Origin of the sequence: Futiania mangrovi (assembly GCF_024158125.1) — a bacterium.
GTDB lineage: Bacteria > Pseudomonadota > Alphaproteobacteria > Futianiales > Futianiaceae > Futiania > Futiania mangrovi.
The window spans coordinates 1253872-1272230 of the sequence record NZ_JAMZFT010000001.1 but is presented as its reverse complement, the minus strand read 5'-3'; the positions used below and the strand labels follow the sequence as shown (position 1 = coordinate 1272230).

Genomic DNA, 18359 nt, shown 5'->3' with positions numbered 1-18359 from the left:
GCCCCTTCTGCGTTGAGGTGTAATGAGTTTCTACTCGCTGTAAGGCGTCTTTATCATTCTAGCTTTCCTGTCGGCTCGGGGTTCTGATTTCTCGGGCAAAATATGATTAACGAATTGGCGCGAATGTTGCTTGCCCACAAGGGTAGGCCTTGTGGGAGGAGAACATATGCTGAAGTACGCCTTTCTTTGCGCAGCATCGATGGCTTCTGCATTTTGTGCAGGTTCCGTTCAGGCTGGTGTTATCTACAACTGGCAGGAAATTGATACGGATGCGCGCTATGGGCCCATGACTGGGCAGATTGAAATCTCCGATGCTGCATGGCTTTCAGGCAGTGGGGCTGTCTCGATCTCCGGTAGTCCTGCGCTTGCCGTACCAATCGACATATCGCCCGTCCTCCAGTTCACCTTTCGCTCGGAGAGTACTTATAGGGGTGACTGTGCGGGGCTGTTTACTGGCTGCATTGGCGGACTTGCTCCTGGCGATGAGGTTTTCTCTCACTCTGCCTCGAACGGTTCCGGGGACTTTCAGTTTTCTGGCGTTTTTGACCCCCTTCTTCAGGGGAGCATTCTGTTCTCGGCGGATTTCGGCACTCTCATAATGGCAAGTTCCGGCACGCCTATCTGGTCGATTTCCTATTTCGAGTCTGACGAATTTCCTGGGCAGATTTGTCCATCTGCGGCAGGCGCCCCCTGCGAAACGCGAGGTTTGTGGGTGCTCGATCAATCGACCGTTCCTGGACGCGTGAATGAAGCTGTGCCGCTGGGACTCGTGATCGCAGGGATTGGAGGCGTTTTCCTTCTTCATCGCAGACCCTCAGCCGCTGCGGGCTAGGACTGGACCCTACCCCCCGATCTCCTCGCGGAGGAGTTCCAGTTCCAGCCACTCGGTTTCGGCGGCGTCGAGGTCGGTCTGGGCGGCCTCCAGCCGTTTCGACTTCGCCGCGAAGCCGTCCGGGTCGCGGGTGAAGAGGGCGGGGTCGGCCAGCGCCGTCTGAAGGGCCGCGATTTCCGCCTGCAACGCCTCGATTCGGCGGGGAAGCGTTTCCAGCGCGTGCTTCTGCTTGAAGCTGAGCTTCGCCGTGCGCGGCTTCTCGCGGGGACGCTCCGCCGCCTGCTCGGCCCGGGCGGCGGTGTCGCGCCCAGTCTCGCGCCCTGAGTCCCGGGGAGCGGCCTTCGCCGTCACGCCCGCGCCGCGCTGCGCCACCATGTCGGAATAGCCGCCTGCATATTCGACCCAGCGCCCGTTCCCCTCCGCCATCAGCACGGACGTCGCCACGCGGTCGAGGAAATCCCGGTCGTGGCTGACCAGCAGCACGGTCGCCGGATGCTCGGCCAGCAGGTCCTGCAGCAGGTCCAGCGTCTCGAGGTCGAGGTCGTTCGTCGGTTCGTCCAGCACCAGAAGGTTCGCCGGGCGCGCCAGCGCGCGCGCCAGCATCAGCCGCCCGCGCTCTCCGCCCGACAGCGACTTCACGGGCTGGCGCGCCTGGTTCGGCTGGAACAGGAAGTCCTTGAGATAGCCCGTGACGTGCCGCATCTCGCCGCCGACCGCCACTTGGTCGCCGCGCCCGCCGGTCAGCGCGTCGGCGAGCGTCGTGTCGGGCGCAAGGCTCTCGCGCCGCTGGTCGAGGGTCACGATCTCCAGCTTCGTGCCGAGCTTCACCTTGCCCTCGTCGGGGGCGAGCGCGCCGGTCAGAAGGTTCAGCAGCGTCGTCTTGCCCGCGCCGTTCGGGCCGACGATGCCCAGCCGGTCGCCGCGCATCACGCGCAGGCTGAGGTCGCGCACGACGGCGAGGGGCGCGCCGTCGACGCCCGGCCAGCTTTTCGAGATGCCCTCGGCCTCGATCACCAGCTTGCCGGAGGTTTCGGCATCCGCGGTCGAGAAGGCGACGGTGCCTTGCGCGCGCCGCATCTCGCGCCGGGCGGTGCGCATGTCCTGCAACTCCCGCATCCGGCGCATGTTGCGCTTGCGCCGCGCGGTGACGCCGTAGCGGACCCAGTCCTCCTCCATGGCGATCTTGCGGTCGAGCTTGTGGGCGGACCGCTCCTCCTCCGCCAGCACCTGGTCGCGCCAGTCCTCGAACCCCGCGAAGCCCTGCTCCATGCGCCGGGTCTGCCCGCGGTCGAGCCAGACGGTCGCCCTCGTCAGACGCTCCAGAAAGCGGCGGTCGTGGCTGATGAGGACGATGGCCGCGCGGGCGCGCGCAAGCTCCCCTTCCAGCCATTCGATGGCGGGGAGGTCGAGGTGGTTCGTCGGCTCGTCCAGTAGCAGCACGTCAGGATCGGGCGCAAGGACGTGGGCCAGCGCGGCGCGGCGCGCCTCGCCCCCCGACAGTGTCTTCGGGTCGGCGTTGCCGTCGACGCCCAGCGCCTCCAGCAGCATCGCGGGACGCGAGGGATCGTCCACCGGGCCCAGCGCGGAGGTGACATAGGCGATGACGGTCGGGTAGCCCTTGAGGTCCGGCTCCTGCGGCAGATAGCGGATCGTCGCCTTGGGGTCGCGGAACACCTCGCCCGCGTCCGCGTCGACGAGGCCCGCTGCGATCTTCAGCAGCGTCGACTTTCCCGACCCGTTGCGCCCGACGAGGCCGATGCGCGCGCCCGGCTCGACCGAAAGGTCGGCGCCGTCGAGCAGCGGCTTGCCGCCGAAACTGAGACCGAGGCCGCGAAGCTGGAGAAGGGGTGGTGCCATGATCCGCCGGATGTAGCCCCGCGCGCGACGCAACTCAAGCGCTGTCGGCTGCGGGCGCTGCGTCTCACCTCACGGAAATGTGAACCGGCGGGAATGGATTGGTGCTGCTAGCGTTTTCATCGGGTGCGGTCCGAATCCGGCCGCCTGACAGGGGAAAGGGAGAGCCATCCATGCGCATGTGGACAAAACTTGCGATTGCCGGTGCGATGCTCGTGCCGTTTGCGGGGGGTGTCGCACTCGCCGAGGCCGAGCCGGACGAGGCGATCAAGTACCGCAAGGCCGTGATGCAGGCGATCGGCGGCCACACCAAGGCGTCCGCCGCGATCATCACCGGCAAGGCCGGCACGGCGGAAGACCTGAAGAAGCATGCGCCCGCGCTCTACATGTCGGCGATGACGGCGCTCGAGGCGTTCCGCCAGAACACGCACGGCCAGGGCGCGGAGAAGACAACCGCGACGGAGGCGATCTGGACCGACTGGGCGGGTTTCGAGGGCAAGATGGAAAACCTCGTCGTCGCGGCCCGCAACCTCGCGTCGGCGGCAGAGGCGGGCAATGCCGGGGGCGAGCAGCTCAAGGCGCTCGGCGGTACCTGCAAGGCGTGCCACGACGACTACCGGACGAAGTAGGGGCGGCCTTCGCTCCTAGAGCTGCGTCACGACATACCAGACAAGGGCCGCGGCGCATCCTGCCGCCGCGGCCGCGAGCCACAGGGGGGCGAGGCGCTGACGTGCCTCGCCGTCCTTTTGCGGGTCCCACGACTTGCGGCCCGTGACCATGGGCGCGATCAGGTTCTCGCCCTTCAGCCTGTAGGCGATCACCACGATAACGTGCAGCGCGATGAAGGCGAGCAGCACGTTGAACAGGGTCTCGTGGATCTCGGTCGCAAGGTCGGAGGTCGCGCCCGAGACGTACTTTGCCAGCGGTCCCTCAGTGAAGATGTCGTCGTTCGCGAACAGGCCGAGCGTGGCCTGCGCGCCCACCAGCCCCAGCAGCAGGACGACCGACCAGCCGCCCGCCGGGTTGTGTCCCAGGCTGCGCCGCGCCCGTCCGGCGAACGTGTCGCGCAGATAGGCAAGTGCCGCCCCCGGCCAGCGTACGAAGTCGGCGAAGCGGGCCGTGCGGCTGCCGACGATGCCCCAGATGATCCGGAAGACGATCAGGCCCAGCGCCACATAGCCCGCCTGGACGTGAAGGTCGGTGCGGTCCGTCTCGATCGAGAACCAGGAAACGGCGATGCAGGCGACGAGCGCCCAGTGGAAAAGCCGCGTCGGCAGGTCCCACGCCACCACGCGGCGCGGGCCGGTGCCGGAGGGGGATTCGGTATCTGCGCTCATGCCCTTCACTCCCTGACGCGGATCCTGCCGGGATGGTAGTGTCGCGCGCGAGGCTTGAAAACGGACACTTCCCGCGCGGGACGAGGCCATGCGTATCAATGACGAGATCGTGATCGACGAGGCGGCGCTCGAGGAGCGTTTCGTGCGCGCCGACGGGCCCGGCGGGCAGAACGTGAACAAGGTCGCGAGCGCGGTCGAACTGCGCTTCGACGTGCGCGCCGACACGGGACTGCCGCACTGGGCGGTGCCCCGGCTGCTGCGGCTCGCGGGTCAGAAGGCGACGAAGGAGGGGGTGATCGTCATCCAGGCGAAGGAGCACCGCGACCAGCCCCGCAACCGGGAAGCCGCGCGCGAACGCCTCAAGGCCCTGATCCTGCGCGCGCTGGAACGACCCAAGCGGCGGGTGCCGACGCGGCCGACGCTCGGCTCCAAGCGCCGCCGCATCGAAACGAAGAAGAAGCGCGGCGCGGTGAAGAGCCTGCGCGGAAAACCGCCCGGCGACGGCGGCTGACGCAGGCTTCAGTCCGCGCGGCGCGCCACGATGCGCCCGCCGCCGTCGGTATGCAGGACCAGCGCGCCATTGCTGGCGATGCCGAAGCGGCGCACCTCTCCCAGTAGGCCGAAGAAGCGGGATTCGAGATCCATCTGCGCGGGCGGGCAGGCCATCTTCGTCGCCGCGAGGCGGGAGAAGGTCAGCGTCTCGCCCGTCAGGCGGTAGTTGCCATTGTAGCGGTTGCAGAAGGCGCGGCCCGAGACGCGGCCGTCCGTGCCGAAGCTGATGGTGCCCTGCGCACTCGCCGACACGCCGCGCCCGGCAAGCTCGGTCACGATCCAGTCGCCGGTCAGAAGGTCCATCGGGCGTCCTCCGCAGCCGTCGTGCCAGCGGCCGTTCACTGCGACGCGCACGAAGTAGGGGTGGGGCATGCCGCTCATGCTGTCGTTGCAGGCGCGCTCCAGGATGCTGACGGAGAGGGTGCCCGCCTCCGTCCGCGCGGTGTAGCGCACGCCGCCGCGAATCCGCACAGGCTCCGGCAGCGGGGTCGAGACGCGCGTCTGGCCGTAGTCGCCTGAATAGGTCATGCCGCGCCGGGTGATGTCGAGCGTCCACCCCGGCTCGTTGCCTTGTGCGCGGAAGGGCAGCGCGGGGCCGCTCACGGAGGCTTGTGCGTCGTCGCGGACGATCGTGCATTCGGGCAGGGTGCGCCCGCGGATGGCAACGGTCGCGCGCTCGCCCTTGCTCCAATAGGTCGTGGAGGGATCGTTCACGGCCTCGTAGCGCGCGCCCGAGCCGCTGCGCACACGCACCATCTCGTACGTGCGGTTGCGGTGCGTCATCAGAAGCCGGTCGCGGCCCGAGGCGATGCGCACCTCGTCCGCGCCGCAGCGCATCAGGCTCGCGAAGCCGCCGGGAAGCGGGCGCTCCATCATCAGCGTGCCGACGTCGATGCGCCCGCGGGTGGCTGCGCGGCCGAACTCCACCGGGATCTCGTCGGTGATCCAGATCGCGCCTCCGTTCTCGAGGATGCCGCCTTCGAGCACGTAGAAGGCATCGCGGTCGAGACGTGCCGGGTCGATCTCCAGCGCGAAGGGCAGGGGAACCTGCCGGCCTGGACGCCAGCGCCGTTCCGCGACAACGCGGCCGGTGCGCTCCTCCGTCAGCGTGACGAGCGCCGTCACGCCCGGCGGAAGGGCGATACGCTCCCGGTAGCCAAGCTCACCCTCGATCACGAAACCGCGCGGCTGCGGCTGGGGCAAAGGCGTGCCGGGGCGCGCGGTCGGAACGCAGGCGGCCAGCAGCAGCGCCAGCAGCGCGGCGGCGACCGGCACGGTCGCGGAACGGATGGCGGCGATCGGTTGCATGGGCGGTCTCCCTTTCGCGCGGTGCCTCACCGGGGTGTTCCCGTAACACGCGCACAGCATACCGGTTCCGTCGCCCGCGGGGATAATTTCCTGCCGCAGGCGTCCGGGTAGAAGCCGGGCGGGCCGGCGTCAGCCGGTGTGGTCGCGCGTCTTCTGCAAACGGATGTCGGGCCAGTCCCGCTCGACCTTCGTCAGGTCCCAGCTCGATCGGGCGAGGAACACCGGCGCCCCGGCGTGGTCGGCCGCGAGGTTGCCCTTGTGGCGGGCCTTGAACTCCTCGACGTGCTTCGGGTCTTCGCCGTCGATCCAGCGCGCGGCGGTATAGGGCGCGGGCTCGAACCGCACGGGAATGTCGTACTCCTGCCGGATACGCTCGCGCAGAACGTCGAACTGCAGCATGCCCACGACGCCCACGACGAAGGTGCCGCCGATCTCCGTCTTGAATACGGAGGCCGCGCCCTCCTCTGCGAACTGTGTGAGCGCCTTCTGCAGGTGCTTGGCCTTCAGCGGGTCGTCGGCGCGCACGACCTGCATCACCTCCGGCGCGAAGGAGGGGATGCCGACGGCCTGAAGCTGTTCCCCCTCGGTCAGCGTGTCGCCGATCCTGAGCGTTCCGTGGTTCGGGATGCCGATGATGTCGCCTGCCCACGCCTCGTCCGCGGTCGCGCGGTCCTGGGCGAGGAAGAGCATCGGGCTCGATACCGCGATCGGCTTGCCCGCGCGCACGTGCAGAAGCTTCATGCCCCGCCTGAAGTGCCCGCTCGCCAGCCGCACGAAGGCGACGCGGTCGCGGTGCTTGGGGTCCATGTTCGCCTGGATCTTGAAGACGAAGCCGGTGACCTTGTCCTCGCCCGGGTTGACCGCGCGCGTCGCGGTTGGCTGCGGGCGCGGCGGCGGGGCGAAGCGCACGAGGCCGTCGAGCAGTTCCTTCACGCCGAAGCTCCAGAGCGCCGAGCCGAAATAGATCGGCGTCAGGTGCCCCTCGCGGTAGGCGGTCATGTCGAAGGGGGGCAGCAGCCCCTCCGCCATCTCGATCTGTTCCTTCAGAGTGGCGAGCTTGTCCGGAGGGATCAGGTCCGCGAGCTTCGGGTCGTCGAGGCCGGACACCTGGATGCCCTCCTGCCGTTCGTGCCGGCCGGCGCGGTCCATCAGGATCACGCGCTTGTTGAGGATGTCGTAGGCGCCGAGGAACTCGCGCCCCATGCCGATGGGCCAGGACGCGGGTGTGACGTCGAGCGCCAGCGTCTCCTGGATCTCGTCGATGATCTCGAACGGGTCGCGCGCCTCGCGGTCCATCTTGTTGACGAAGGTGATGATCGGCACGTCGCGCAGGCGGCAGACCTCGAACAGCTTCAGCGTCTGCGGCTCGATCCCCTTGGCGGCGTCGATCACCATGACCGCGCTGTCGACGGCGGTCAGCGTGCGATAGGTGTCCTCCGAGAAGTCCTCGTGGCCCGGTGTGTCGAGCAGGTTTATCATGTGACCCTCATAGTCGAAGGCCATCGCCGACGCGGTCACGGAGATGCCGCGTTCCTGTTCGATCTTCATCCAGTCCGAGGTGGCGCGGCGGCGCTCGCCGCGCGCACGCACGTCGCCCGCAAGCTGGATCGCGCCGCCGTAGAGCAGCAGCTTTTCCGTCAGCGTTGTCTTGCCGGCGTCCGGATGCGAGATGATCGCGAAGGTCCGCCTGCGGCGCACCTCTGGCGGCAGGGCGGATTCTTCTTCCGGGCTTAGTGTTGTCAGCGGTGCAGTCATGGTGCGGGCTTGTAACTCAGGCAAACGTGGAACGGTAGCCCCGGCGCGCGGCTTTCCCCGGGATGTGCAGTGGCAGAAGCATCACACCTCGCCGCATCCGGTACCTCCCCCGGCTGCGCGGCGGGCGGGCCTTGTGGCAAACTGCCGTCAAACGGGCGGGAATCGCCTTGGCGCGCGGCTTGCTTTGCGGGTGTCTGCCGCCGGTCGCCATGTTCCGCAGCGGGACAGGCGGACGACCGGCGTTCAGACGGGAGCATGTAGGTATGTCGGCATCGGATGTCATGGGGCAGGAACGTTCGCCCCGCGTTGCAGCAGGCGAAAGCATTGCGTGGCGCTTCGTGCGCAGCGCGCTGCTCGTGCTGGTGGCATTGGCCCCACTTCTCATCGCGGGCTATGCGGCGGCGGCGGAAACGCCGCCGTCCACCAGCGGAGAGGCGCAAGCCGGCGAATCCGATCCCGTCGCGGCACGCCTTGCGGGCGAACTGACACGCGCCGGTGCGGGCGCCGAGCGTGCTGTGCTCTCCGACCTGCGCGCTTTCTATGCCGCGCGGCAGTTCCGGCCCGCGTGGACCACGCCCTATGGCCTGTCCCCGGCCGGGCTGGCGATCGCGCGCACGTTGGCCGCCGCCGACCGCCAGGGGCTTGCCCCCTCCGCCTATGCTCTGCCGGAGGATATCGCCAGCGACAGCGGCATGGGCGCCGACCGGCAGATGCTTGCCGAACTTGTGGTGGCCCGCGCGCTCATGGCTTACGCGCGGGATGTGCGCACGGGCGTCGTCCCTGAACACCGCAACGACGAAGACGCCCAGATCGCGCCGAAGACGATCGACCTGCCGGCACTGATGGCGCGGGTGGCGGACGCGCCGGCGCGGGGGCTCGCGGATCTGCCGCCGCAGACACCCGCCTACCGCAATCTCGTCCACGCGCTGGCGCTCGTCCGCGCGCTTCCGCAGCAGGAGCCGCCCGCCGTGCCGGAGGGGCCGTCCCTGCATCCGGGCGATGTGGATGCGCGGATCCCGGCGATCCGCGAGCGGTTGATCTGGCTCGGCGACCATGCCGCCGACATGCCTCTGGCCGGGCCGCGCCTCCAGGTCGCCTATGCCGAACAGGCGGCCCCGGCGGCAGACGCACCCCAGCCGGACGCCGCCATGCGCGAGCGGGAGGCGGCCGCACTGCTGAGCTATGATCCCGCCCTGGAGGAGAGCGTGCGCCGCTTCCAGTCGCGTCACGGCCTCGGCGTCGATGGCGTGGTGGGCCCGCGCACCGTTGCCGCGCTCAATGTCGGGCGGGACGCACGCATCGCGCAGGTCGTCGCAAATCTCGAGCGGGAGCGCTGGCAGCCGGAGGATCAGCATCCCCGCCAGATTCTCGTGAACGTACCGGCCTATCACCTCGCCGCCTTCGAGAACGGGGCGGCGGTGCTGGAGATGGACGTGATCGTCGGACGGGAAGAGCGTGCGACCCCGCTCTTTCACGACCGGATCCGTTATCTGGAATTCCACCCGACGTGGACGGTGCCGACGTCCATCGCCGTGAAGGACATCGCGCCGGCGATGGTCCGCGACCCGCTCTATATCGCGAAGAAGGGCATCACGGTCTATGACGGTTGGGCGCCGGATGCGCCGGTCGTCGATCCGCAGGCGATCGACTGGTCGCGCGTGCGTCTGGGCAATTTCCGCTACCGTCTGGAGCAGGCGCCCGGGCCGGCGAATTCCCTGGGCTCGGTGAAATTCATGTTCCCCAACAGGTTCGCGGTCTACCTGCACGACACGCCGACGAAGAACCTGTTCTGGAAGCCGAAACGCACCTTCAGCTCCGGCTGCGTGCGCGTGGCCAAGCCGCGGGAGCTCGCCTACTGGCTGCTCGGCGACCGCCTTGCGCCGGAGGAGATCGACACCCTGTTCGCAGAGGACATGACACGCACGGTCGGGCTGACGCGCGCGGTGCCGGTTTCGCTCGTCTACCGTACGGCCTGGGTGGCCGGGGATGGTCAGCTTGCCTTCCGGGAGGATATCTACAGCCGCGACGCGCGCCTGATCGACGCACTCGCGCGCCGCTTCGACTAGCAGGCACGGGGCTCTCGGCCGCGGCCCGCAATGGAAGTGGCGGGGCCGGGGAGATTAACCCTCTCTCCTCACCCCGTCTTAACCAAATCGCGGCTTGAATTTCCTGCATGTATCGCTAGCCTTCCGCGACGAGGGGTCGTGGACGGACGGGAAACCCGTTCACAGGCTGGCAGGATCGGCGAAACAGGCAGGGGAAACCGCATGTGCGGGGCATGTGATTCCGAACATCAGCACATCACCCATCATCATCACACCGACATTCAAACGCCGTCCCATTCCGCGGACGGCCTGACCGTTTCTGCGCGAACCTTCTCGCGGCGCGGCATCCTGGCAGGATTGGCAGGGCTCGGCGCGCTGGGCGCGACGCCTGCATCCGCGGCATGGACGACGACCGTCCTGCGTTCGGGCGAGAGCACGGTGCCGCGCGCCAAGCCGGCGCTTCCAGATGCGCCGCGCATCGTACGTGGCACCGGCGAAAAGCGCATCGCGCTGCGTCATCTGCACACGGGCGAATCCGTCAACACGGTCTATTGGGCCGAGGGGCAATACATCGACGAGGGGCTCGACGCCGTCAGCCACCTGATGCGGGATTTCCGCACGGACGAGGCGGTCCCGATGGCGCCGGAGCTTGTGGACCTGCTGCACGACCTGCGCAAGCTTCTCGACACGCGAGAGGCGTATGCCGTGCTCGGCGGCTACCGCTCGCCGCAAACCAACAGCATGCTGCGCAGCAAGTCGCGCAAGGTGGCGAAGAACAGCCTGCACATGCGCGGGCTCGCGTCCGACCTGCGTCTTCCGGGGCGGAGCACGGCGATGGTTCGCAAGGCCGCGCTGGCGATGGAGCGAGGCGGCGTCGGTTTTTACCCGCGCTCCGATTTCGTGCATCTCGACGTCGGACCGGTGCGCACCTGGCGCGGCTGACCGGCGTGCAGCTCAGCCGGGTCCCAGGCAGACGTCCTTGACGGCCGCGCGCACCTCGCTGCCGGTATCGTCGCTGTCGGAGACGACAGCTATCTGCGTCACGGGCGGCGCGCTGCCGCCGAAGGCACGCACGTAGTCTGCCTGCGGGGCGACCTCTTCGCTGTGCCATCTACCCGTTTCGGCGCTGGCCGTCCGCAGCACGACGACCTCCGACGAGCCCGCCGCATAGGGACTTTCGAAGCGCGCACCGCGCGGCTGCGTCCCGCCCCAGGTGTAGGCGAGGATGCGGCCGGGCGCGTCGGGCCCTTGCAGCATCTCGACCAGCGGGCGGCGCAGCATCTCGCCGAACGTGGCCGCACCCGGGTCCCAGGCAAACGCCACATAGAGCGCCAGCGTGCGGTCGTCTCCGCCCTTTGCGGCGAGATCCGTCGGCGGCGCGGCAGCTTCGGCCCTCCAGGACCAGCGCAGAACCTGCGCGTTCGCTCCGGCATCCGCCGGGACGGGCGCGAAGAGGAAGGAAACCGTGCCGTCGCCCGCGACCTCCAGCGTGCCTTCGGGGGTGCCCGCAAAGCGGTTCGGCCGCTTGCCGTCGAAGGTCAGGGTTTCCCACCCCGCTGCGGCGAGATCGGGGGCGACCGGGGCACACCAGCGGACACCCTCGGCTGCCCCGGGGCGTGGCGCACCGAGGAGGAAGCTTGCGGCAAGAATGGCACACAGGGTCCGCTTCATGCGGGGAATATGGTGGCGGGATCCGCCGCCGGGGAGTGCGGGGCTCACACGCCGGCCGCCGGAGGCACCGCGAGCCGGACGTGCGGGGCGGCGCGCTCTGCCAGAAGCGCCAGCAGACCCGCCGCACACATCACCGCCGCAAGCGGGACGGGCGTTCCGTCGTAGAATTGGCCCACAAGCGTGCCGCCGACCGCACCCAGGCCGAACTGGATCGCGCCGTAGAGAGCCGACGTCGCCCCGGCGCGCGCCGCATGCTGATCGAGCGCCCCCGCCACGGCGTCCGACCCGACGACGCCCATCATGGAGACGAACACGGCGATCGGCAGGGCGATGCCGAGGACGCCCCCGATCTCGAGCGTGGCGGTTGCCAGAAGCACCAGGCCCGACGCCGCCATGATCCCGCAGCCGACGGTCAGCAGCCGCCGGTAGCCGACGGTCCAAACGAGGCGCTGGTTGAGGATGGAGCAGATGCCGATGCCGATCGCGTTCGCCGCGAACAGCAGGCCGTAGTCGCGGGGCGCAAAGCCGAAAAGCTCGATGAAGATGTAGGGGGACCCGGAGATATAGGCGAAAAGCCCGCCATAGGCGGCGCCGCCGGCGCAGATGAAGGTCATCACCTGCCGGTCCCGGAGGATGTCGCCATATCCGCGGATCACCCGGCCAATCCCGCCCGACAGGCGCCGCTCGCGGGGCAGGGTTTCCGGCACGAGGGCGAGCACCGTGAGAAATGCCGCCGCACCGCAGGCAGCGAGGATCAGGAAAACGCTGCGCCAACCGGCGAACTCGATCACGAACCCCCCGATCACGGGTGCGAGAATGGCAGCAAGCGCAACCGACGCCATCAGCATCGACATGGTGGACGCCGCCCGATCCCCGGTGCTGACGTCGCGGATGATCGCGCGCGCGATGACCGCGCCAGCCCCTCCGCCCACAGCCTGCAGGAAGCGGCCAGCGGTCAGCAGCCCGATATCCGCGGCGAACGCACAATAGGCCCCGGCCACCGTGAAGATCGCGAGCCCGGCGAGAACCACCGGCTTGCGGCCCGTCCGGTCCGAGACCGGCCCGTAGACGAGCATGCTGAGGCAAAAGCCGATGAAATAGGCGCTGAGCGTCAACTGCACCGCGCCTTCGTCCGCGCCGAGGTTTCGCCCGATCTCCGGAAGGCCGGGCAGGTACATGTCCACCGACAACGGCCCGAGCGTCGCGAGAAGGCAGAGGGCGAAGGCGAGGGTAGGCGGCATGAAGACCCGCGAGCAGAGATCGTGATTTTGAAATACATCCCATGCGGGCGCGGAAGCCAAACCTTTTCTCCAATGCGGGCGCCATGATGGCGGGATGGCAAAGAGAGCATTAACCCGCGGGACCGATACTGCGCGGATCACGAACCCGGAAGCCTGCCCGGCGAGGGAGGAAGGCGCGATGCCGAGCGTACGGATGGACCGCACCGCAACTTTGGCGATGGCCGGCTTCATGGGCTGGCTGGTGACGGCGTTGCCGCTGCTCCCGCCGGGCGTGCCCGTGCTGCTCGTCTTCCTGCTCGGCGTGACGAGCGTCTTCGCTGCCAGCGCCATGACGGCGACGTTCGTGGGCACGCTGACCGCGCTTTTCCTCGAGGAGGATCTCGGGGCGGAGACGCCGCAGCAGGAGGCGGACCTGTCCGCCTATCTCGTCGCCGCCGCTCTCAGCCTGATGCTGTTCGGCGGCTTCTCGACCATCGCGCTGAAGGTCGTGGCGGGCCCCGCAGCCGTCTGAAGCGCCGGCATCGGCCTGTGCCTCACTCCCCCAGGAATCTGTCGAGCAGCCCCCCAAGGCTGTGCTGGTCCAGCTTCAGCCGGAAGCGGACATAGGGCCCTTCGGCGCGCGTCTCGGCGCCGGCGAAATCCTCGTCGCGGAAGCCGAGCACGTTGTAGCCGAGGCTCACCCACGCATTGTCGAAAACCTGCACGCCCACGGACACGCCGGCCGAATAGTCGACCGTGTCGGCGTTGACACTGTGTAGCGCAGCCGCCTGTGCCCCGAGATCGATACGGCGCGTCAGGTCGAAGCGCACCTCGCCGCCCGCATAATGCGTGAAGCCCGAATAGGTCGCTCCCAGGACGTCCGTCTCGACATATTTCGCACCGTGGCTCAGCGCTGCCTCCAGGCGCCGCCCGAGGCGGAGGTTGAGCGCGGCATTGTTCACCACCTTGAACTGGCGGATGCCGGCTGCGTCCTTCTCGTGCACGAGGTCGAGGCGGTCGAGCAGGATCGGTCCTTCGTCGAGCGGCCGGTACGCAAGGCCTAGGCGCAGGTCCGTGCGCGTCGTGTCCGGCGCGCCCGCACGGTCCGCATAGGTGGCGTTGACGAGGCCCGAGACGGTCAGCGCCTCGCTCACCTCGCCGACGATCGCGCCGGAAAGCCCATAGGTCCGCTCCCGCTCCCCGTCGCGCACTTCGACGCGGGTCGACATGGTCCAGTCATCGTTGCGGAAGGACACCCCGGCGTGCGCAACGGTGAAGCTCTCCGCCGGCTGGTCGGGTGCGAAGTCGAGCAGGGCGAAGGCATCGCCGCTGCGCTCGAGGATCTGCTGGCGTTCGAGGCCGCCCGACAGCGACCAGTTCTCGTCCAGCGCGATCGTCTGGCCGAGCCCGGCCCGTGCGCCCAGCCGGGTGCCTGCGCCGCCGAACGCCCGGTCGCCGCCGAGGAAGATGCGCCCTCCCTCCCAGGGCTCGGCGGTCAGGCCGAGACTGGTGTTGAGCGTTTCGAACTCGGCCCCGAACCGGATCTCCTGCGAGGCGCTGAGCACGACACCTGGCGCGATGCGCCAGTCCGCGCCGATCAGGGTGCGGGTCGGGAAGTCGCCGCTCTCGTCGCCTGCGACCGTCTGCTCATGGGCGGCGCGCAAGGTCAGCTGCCGCTCGAACAGGGCGATCTCGCCCGACGCGAGCAACTGGGTCGTGCGCCGGTCCAGGCCCCCCGCCAGCCCTTCCGCCAGGCTGCGCAGCCCGAGGCTCAGCGCATAACCCTGCCCGGTCTGCGCCAGCGTCGCCTCGACGACGCCGCGCGATGCGCCCGTGGCCAGGTCTTCCTCGCGATAGGCCTGGCTCTCGATCCGCGTCACGCCGGGAAGGACCGTGTCCTCGGCATCGGTGCGCCGGGCGAGGATATAGCTCGCCTCGGCCCCGACACGCCGCTTGCCGCCCGTCGCGGCCGTCTGCTGGCCCAGGCCGAAGCCCGCATCTTCCTGCCGGGCATACGCGCGTGCTGCGACGTCGGCATCCACGTGCGCGATTTCCGCCAGGTAGGCAGCGCCGTTGCTGGCGGGGCCGCCTCCCGTCGCGCGGGAGCGTGCGGCCTCGGCGCGCAGCTGCGTGCCCTCCGCCAGGTTCACCGTCACGTCGATTCCGCCCAGGTCGCTGGTGCGTCCCGCGCCATTGGCGGTGGCATCCTCGTGCAGGTAGCTCGCACCGACCTCGATCCATCCGTCGAGCAGCCGGACGGCTGCGCGTCCGCCATACACAAGACCGCTTTTTCCAGTCCCATCCGATTCGTAGGACGCAATAATGATGTTGGGATTGAACTGGACGTCCGTTGCCGGGACGGGCCGGCGCAGGCGTATCTCGCCCGTGTCATAGTCGATGTCATAGTCGATGTGGCGCGTGAGCGTCTGCCGCGCGACCACGGTGTCGGCGCGGAACCGGTCGCGGGTCTCCACGGTCACGCTCTCGCTGTTGCGCACGATCGGCCGCTCCGAGAGGCGGAACGGACCCCAGGTTCCGTTCGCGCGGATCTCGTCCTTGAGGAACCGCTGGCGGGTCTCGGCCCCGAACAGGACGAGCGAGACGTTCTCGTCCTCATACGCTGTCTTCAGGCCGGAAAGCCGCCGCTCGAATCTGGCGAGTTCCGTCGCGCCCAGTCCGGTGTCGTAGTCGCCGAACAGGGCGTAGAACTGCTCACGCTCGAGCTTGAGGAACAACGGATAACTGCTCTCCGCCTCGGCGCCTTCCTCCGAGGCGTCGCCATAGACGGTGTAATAGGCGTTCGGGTCGATCTCTCCGAACAGCGCGCGCTCCGCCTTGCGCCGGGGCTTGTCTGAGTCGAGCGCGACGGTCAGCAGCCATTCGCCCTTGATCATGCCCTTGGCAAAGAAGGCGATCCGCCCGTCCGCGGACATGCCCTGGCGGCCGCCCAGCGCGGCGAGCGAGGTCATGTTCCCGCGCACCGTGGTGTGGGCGAGGGTGCCTTCGGCGAGGCCGACGACGATCCAGTCGCGGGCCTGCGGGCGGATCCACGCCTTCAGATCCTTCTGGCCGCCGTCCAGCGTCAGGCGAACCGTGGCCTCGCCCGTCGCGAGCGTCGGCTGCAGCCGGATACGCGCGAGCCCGTCGGTCCCCACGGCCACGCGGGCCGCGCTGGCCCCTTGCGCCGGGGCGCGCGGGATGCGGGCAAGCGGATCGTCGTCGCGCTGCATGGCGAAGGGCGGCAGTACCGCCACCTCGATCAGCCGCCCGGCATGAACCGGCCGCCCGGCACGGTCGGTGATCCGGACGACCAGTTCCGGCGCCGTCCTGCCATCCGCTGCAAGCGTGGATTGATCAATCAGGACATGGGCTTGCGCGGCTTTAGTCACATAGTGAACCTGGCGCTCGATACGTATCTTCTCCGTGCCGTCAGGCCCGGTGACGACAGCGATGACTGTGTTCCTGCCCTCGACGAGGTCGATACCCCGCCAATGGCTGATGGCCGCAGTGCTCGACCGGGCACGGACGGTTTCGACGAAATTCAGCCGCGGCACAGGCGTGCCGTTGAGCGTGAGTGCCACCTTGTCGCCGGCGGCATGCCGGATGCCGAGGTCGAGGGAGGGGATGGCCGGCGTCTCGCCATCCGGGGGATAGACCCATTCCGGCGTTGCCGGCTGCCCCTCGATCCAGTCCGGACGCAGTGCAGGATGCAACTTCGCGCCTGCGGACCTTGCCGGCGCGGCGGCGGGTGCAGCGCCGGATGCGGTGGGCGCCGCCGCCCCCGTCTTGGCCATCAGCGCGGCCAGACGGCTGTCGGCCCCGGACGGAGGCGTGCGCGCCGTGCGGCGGACATGGAAGTTCGCGCGCCACACACTGCCGCCCGCCGCATCTATGAACTGACTGTAGGGTGTGCCCGCAAAGCGCGAATTTTCCTCGCAAAAAACGACTTCATATCCATCCGGGAGGCTTGCAGTATCCAGTTGGAGGACGTGGGTGCCGGGGCCGACGTTCTCCAGGTGGTAGAGGCCATCGCGGTCGGTCGTGACGTGGCGGCCGTCCTCGAGATAGAGCCGCACCCCGCCGAGACCTTCTGTCGCCACGACCTCGCGCGGCCATGCATCGCCGGGCGTGCAGGCATCGATCATGACGCGCCCGGCGATGATGGCCTGCGAGCGGAACAGGTCGTCGCGGATCCGCACGGCCGCCGTCGCGACGTTCGAGCGGAACCCGGCGTCGGCTGCCGCAGTCGCCCGGTTGATGGCCATTCCCGGGCGTGCCGCGCCCGTCACCTCGGCCACATAGCTGATCTCGACCGTGTTGCCCGCAGGCAGCAGCGCCAGCGAGACGGTCAGCGTGCGTCCGTCCGGCCCGATCGCCGGGTTGCCGGTCCGGGTGCCGTTGATCGCGAGCGAGCCGTGCTGGTAGCGAAGCCCGAAGGGAAGCGTGTCGGCGATCTCGACATTCACCGCGTCCGCGGCGTCGCTGTTGGTGAGCCGCAGGGTGTAGGACAGGAAGTCCCCCGCATCGGCGGCCTCGGCACTAGCGGACTTGGCGAGGACGAGGGCGCGGCGGGGGTCGAGGGGGATATCGATCTCGAGTGCCGGGCCGGCCACGATGGAGAAGGGATCGCCACGCGATCCGGGAACGATCTGGTAGGGTGCCCCGGGCAGAAGCTGAAGTGCTGGGGCGGGCACCGTCGAGGGGCCCACATGGTCTGGACCCGGCGTGACCTCGAGCCGGTAGGTGCCCGGCGCGACCAGCGGGAACAGGTACTCGCCCGGCGGGAATACATAGGTTTGGCCACCCGCATCCGTCGCGCCGCTGCCGGTGACGACCGTCGAGGGGTAGGCCGAGACGCCATCCTGGCCGAACACGGCGGCAGGTGCGCCCGTGATCGCGTCGACGAGGCGGACCGTCACGCCGTCCAGAAGCTGGCCCGTGGCGCTGTCGAAGACCCGGCCGAACGGATCGACCAGCACCAGAGCCTCGACCATGTCTGCCGTGTCGAAGGGATCGATGTAGGTTGCCGAGACCGTGCCGTGCGGAGGGCTCGAGAGCGTGCCGTCGAAACCGGTGCCAAGGGGATCGTCGGCAACCGGGATCCAGCCCGCGAAGACGCCGGTTCCGGGGCCGGTCTCGTAAAGCTCCAGCGTTTCGGTGTCACCGCTGCCGCGCGCGTTCAGCGCAACGCGTACCGTGTCGGTGCCGGCCGGATCGAGGTTGCGGCTCGGGTCCTCGACGAGGATGAAGAGCAGGTCGCCGGAGAACAGCGCGTTCGTCGGCGTCAGCGGGAGCGTGGCGGGAAGGGCCGGGGCGCCTGCGAGCGGAACGGACGGCGCCGTCGGAGCGGTCCCCCCGAACGCCGTCGCGTAGCTGCTGTTCACGAGGGTGACCGGCGTGCCAGCCGGATTGTGCCGCATCAGCGTCATCCGTGCCGCTGCGCGCGGCGGCACCACCGTGAAGGTGACGGTGTTGGAGGCCTGGCTCTGCGCCTCGCCCCGGATCGCGAAGTCCACCCGGGCGGTGTTCTCGACCCGTGTTCCCGGCAGCGCCGGCGCGGCGGCCGTCCAGGCCGGCAGGGCGATCGGCAGGATGCAGGCCAGGACCGGAAGCAGGCGGGACAAGCGGGCCCGCGCGGGGCATGCGCGTGCGGGCGCCTTCGCGTGCGTGCCCGCAGGCGCGCGCGAGGCGAAATCCCGGGCCATGGCCCGGGCGGCACGCGCCATCAGCGCACCGATGTTGCCCGCAAGCTTCATTTGGAAATCGCGCCTCGCTGCGTGGTGCC

At 69.0% G+C, this 18359-nt stretch carries 13 protein-coding genes; 6 read left to right on the top strand and 7 right to left on the bottom strand.

Annotation, left to right across the window (positions count from 1 at the left end):
- The first annotated feature begins 166 nt into the window (after nucleotides 1–166).
- Complete coding sequence (locus NJQ99_RS05990) at nucleotides 167–832, top strand: hypothetical protein (RefSeq protein WP_269331878.1); 666 nt, start codon at nucleotides 167–169, stop codon at nucleotides 830–832.
- 9 nt (nucleotides 833–841) lie between these two features.
- Here the strand turns inward: NJQ99_RS05990 and NJQ99_RS05985 are convergent, their stop codons facing one another.
- On the bottom strand, nucleotides 842–2689 hold the full coding sequence (locus NJQ99_RS05985; protein ID WP_269331877.1) for an ABC-F family ATP-binding cassette domain-containing protein: 1848 nt from the start codon (nucleotides 2687–2689) through the stop codon (nucleotides 842–844).
- Nucleotides 2690–2859: 170 nt separating this feature from the next.
- On the opposite strand from NJQ99_RS05985, the gene NJQ99_RS05980 reads away from it, so the two are divergent.
- On the top strand, nucleotides 2860–3315 hold the full coding sequence (locus tag NJQ99_RS05980; protein ID WP_269331876.1) for a c-type cytochrome: 456 nt from the start codon (nucleotides 2860–2862) through the stop codon (nucleotides 3313–3315).
- 15 nt (nucleotides 3316–3330) lie between these two features.
- On the opposite strand, the gene NJQ99_RS05975 is transcribed toward NJQ99_RS05980, so the two are convergent.
- A complete protein-coding gene (locus NJQ99_RS05975) occupies nucleotides 3331–4023 on the bottom strand; it encodes a cytochrome b/b6 domain-containing protein (protein ID WP_269331875.1) in 693 nt (230 codons plus the stop codon).
- 88 nt (nucleotides 4024–4111) lie between these two features.
- Between NJQ99_RS05975 and arfB the strand changes: the two genes are divergently transcribed.
- A complete protein-coding gene (gene arfB, locus NJQ99_RS05970) occupies nucleotides 4112–4534 on the top strand; it encodes an alternative ribosome rescue aminoacyl-tRNA hydrolase ArfB (protein ID WP_269331874.1) in 423 nt (140 codons plus the stop codon).
- Nucleotides 4535–4542: 8 nt separating this feature from the next.
- Here the strand turns inward: arfB and NJQ99_RS05965 are convergent, their stop codons facing one another.
- Both NJQ99_RS05965 and NJQ99_RS05960 read right to left on the bottom strand, forming a co-directional pair.
- On the bottom strand, nucleotides 4543–5883 hold the full coding sequence (locus tag NJQ99_RS05965; RefSeq protein WP_269331873.1) for an META domain-containing protein: 1341 nt from the start codon (nucleotides 5881–5883) through the stop codon (nucleotides 4543–4545).
- 129 nt (nucleotides 5884–6012) lie between these two features.
- Nucleotides 6013–7638, bottom strand: a complete 1626-nt coding sequence (locus tag NJQ99_RS05960) for a peptide chain release factor 3 (protein WP_269331872.1) — start codon at nucleotides 7636–7638, stop codon at nucleotides 6013–6015.
- Nucleotides 7639–7901: 263 nt separating this feature from the next.
- Here NJQ99_RS05960 and NJQ99_RS05955 point away from each other — a divergent pair, with 263 nt between their 5' ends.
- Together NJQ99_RS05955 and NJQ99_RS05950 are read left to right on the top strand one after the other, a co-directional pair.
- On the top strand, nucleotides 7902–9704 hold the full coding sequence (locus NJQ99_RS05955; protein WP_269331871.1) for a L,D-transpeptidase family protein: 1803 nt from the start codon (nucleotides 7902–7904) through the stop codon (nucleotides 9702–9704).
- Nucleotides 9705–9905: 201 nt separating this feature from the next.
- On the top strand, nucleotides 9906–10625 hold the full coding sequence (locus NJQ99_RS05950) for a YcbK family protein (RefSeq protein WP_269331870.1): 720 nt from the start codon (nucleotides 9906–9908) through the stop codon (nucleotides 10623–10625).
- Nucleotides 10626–10637: 12 nt separating this feature from the next.
- On the opposite strand, the gene NJQ99_RS05945 is transcribed toward NJQ99_RS05950, so the two are convergent.
- Together NJQ99_RS05945 and NJQ99_RS05940 are read right to left on the bottom strand one after the other, a co-directional pair.
- On the bottom strand, nucleotides 10638–11354 hold the full coding sequence (locus NJQ99_RS05945; RefSeq protein WP_269331869.1) for a DUF3047 domain-containing protein: 717 nt from the start codon (nucleotides 11352–11354) through the stop codon (nucleotides 10638–10640).
- Between the two features lie 44 nt (nucleotides 11355–11398).
- Nucleotides 11399–12595 (bottom strand): Bcr/CflA family multidrug efflux MFS transporter, encoded by a 1197-nt coding sequence (locus NJQ99_RS05940; protein WP_269331868.1) that lies wholly within the window; start codon nucleotides 12593–12595, stop codon nucleotides 11399–11401.
- Between the two features lie 178 nt (nucleotides 12596–12773).
- Here NJQ99_RS05940 and NJQ99_RS05935 point away from each other — a divergent pair, with 178 nt between their 5' ends.
- Nucleotides 12774–13106, top strand: a complete 333-nt coding sequence (locus tag NJQ99_RS05935) for a hypothetical protein (RefSeq protein ID WP_269331867.1) — start codon at nucleotides 12774–12776, stop codon at nucleotides 13104–13106.
- A gap of 22 nt (nucleotides 13107–13128) precedes the next feature.
- Here NJQ99_RS05935 and NJQ99_RS05930 read toward each other — a convergent pair whose 3' ends face one another.
- The gene (locus NJQ99_RS05930) at nucleotides 13129–18330 is read right to left on the bottom strand and encodes a hypothetical protein (protein WP_269331866.1); all 5202 of its coding nucleotides are present in this window, start codon (nucleotides 18328–18330) and stop codon (nucleotides 13129–13131) included.
- Between the last annotated feature and the right edge of the window lie 29 nt (nucleotides 18331–18359).

Bases quoted from the DNA above. Each gene is read 5' to 3' on its own strand.
- NJQ99_RS05990 (WP_269331878.1), top strand. From the start codon at position 167: ATGCTGAAGTACGCCTTTCTTTGCGCAGCATCGATGGCTTCTGCATTT.
- NJQ99_RS05985 (WP_269331877.1), bottom strand. From the start codon at position 2,689: ATGGCACCACCCCTTCTCCAGCTTCGCGGCCTCGGTCTCAGTTTCGGC.
- NJQ99_RS05980 (WP_269331876.1), top strand. From the start codon at position 2,860: ATGCGCATGTGGACAAAACTTGCGATTGCCGGTGCGATGCTCGTGCCG.
- NJQ99_RS05975 (WP_269331875.1), bottom strand. From the start codon at position 4,023: ATGAGCGCAGATACCGAATCCCCCTCCGGCACCGGCCCGCGCCGCGTG.
- arfB (WP_269331874.1), top strand. From the start codon at position 4,112: ATGCGTATCAATGACGAGATCGTGATCGACGAGGCGGCGCTCGAGGAG.
- NJQ99_RS05965 (WP_269331873.1), bottom strand. From the start codon at position 5,883: ATGCAACCGATCGCCGCCATCCGTTCCGCGACCGTGCCGGTCGCCGCC.
- NJQ99_RS05960 (WP_269331872.1), bottom strand. From the start codon at position 7,638: ATGACTGCACCGCTGACAACACTAAGCCCGGAAGAAGAATCCGCCCTG.
- NJQ99_RS05955 (WP_269331871.1), top strand. From the start codon at position 7,902: ATGTCGGCATCGGATGTCATGGGGCAGGAACGTTCGCCCCGCGTTGCA.
- NJQ99_RS05950 (WP_269331870.1), top strand. From the start codon at position 9,906: ATGTGCGGGGCATGTGATTCCGAACATCAGCACATCACCCATCATCAT.
- NJQ99_RS05945 (WP_269331869.1), bottom strand. From the start codon at position 11,354: ATGAAGCGGACCCTGTGTGCCATTCTTGCCGCAAGCTTCCTCCTCGGT.
- NJQ99_RS05940 (WP_269331868.1), bottom strand. From the start codon at position 12,595: ATGCCGCCTACCCTCGCCTTCGCCCTCTGCCTTCTCGCGACGCTCGGG.
- NJQ99_RS05935 (WP_269331867.1), top strand. From the start codon at position 12,774: ATGCCGAGCGTACGGATGGACCGCACCGCAACTTTGGCGATGGCCGGC.
- NJQ99_RS05930 (WP_269331866.1), bottom strand. From the start codon at position 18,330: ATGAAGCTTGCGGGCAACATCGGTGCGCTGATGGCGCGTGCCGCCCGG.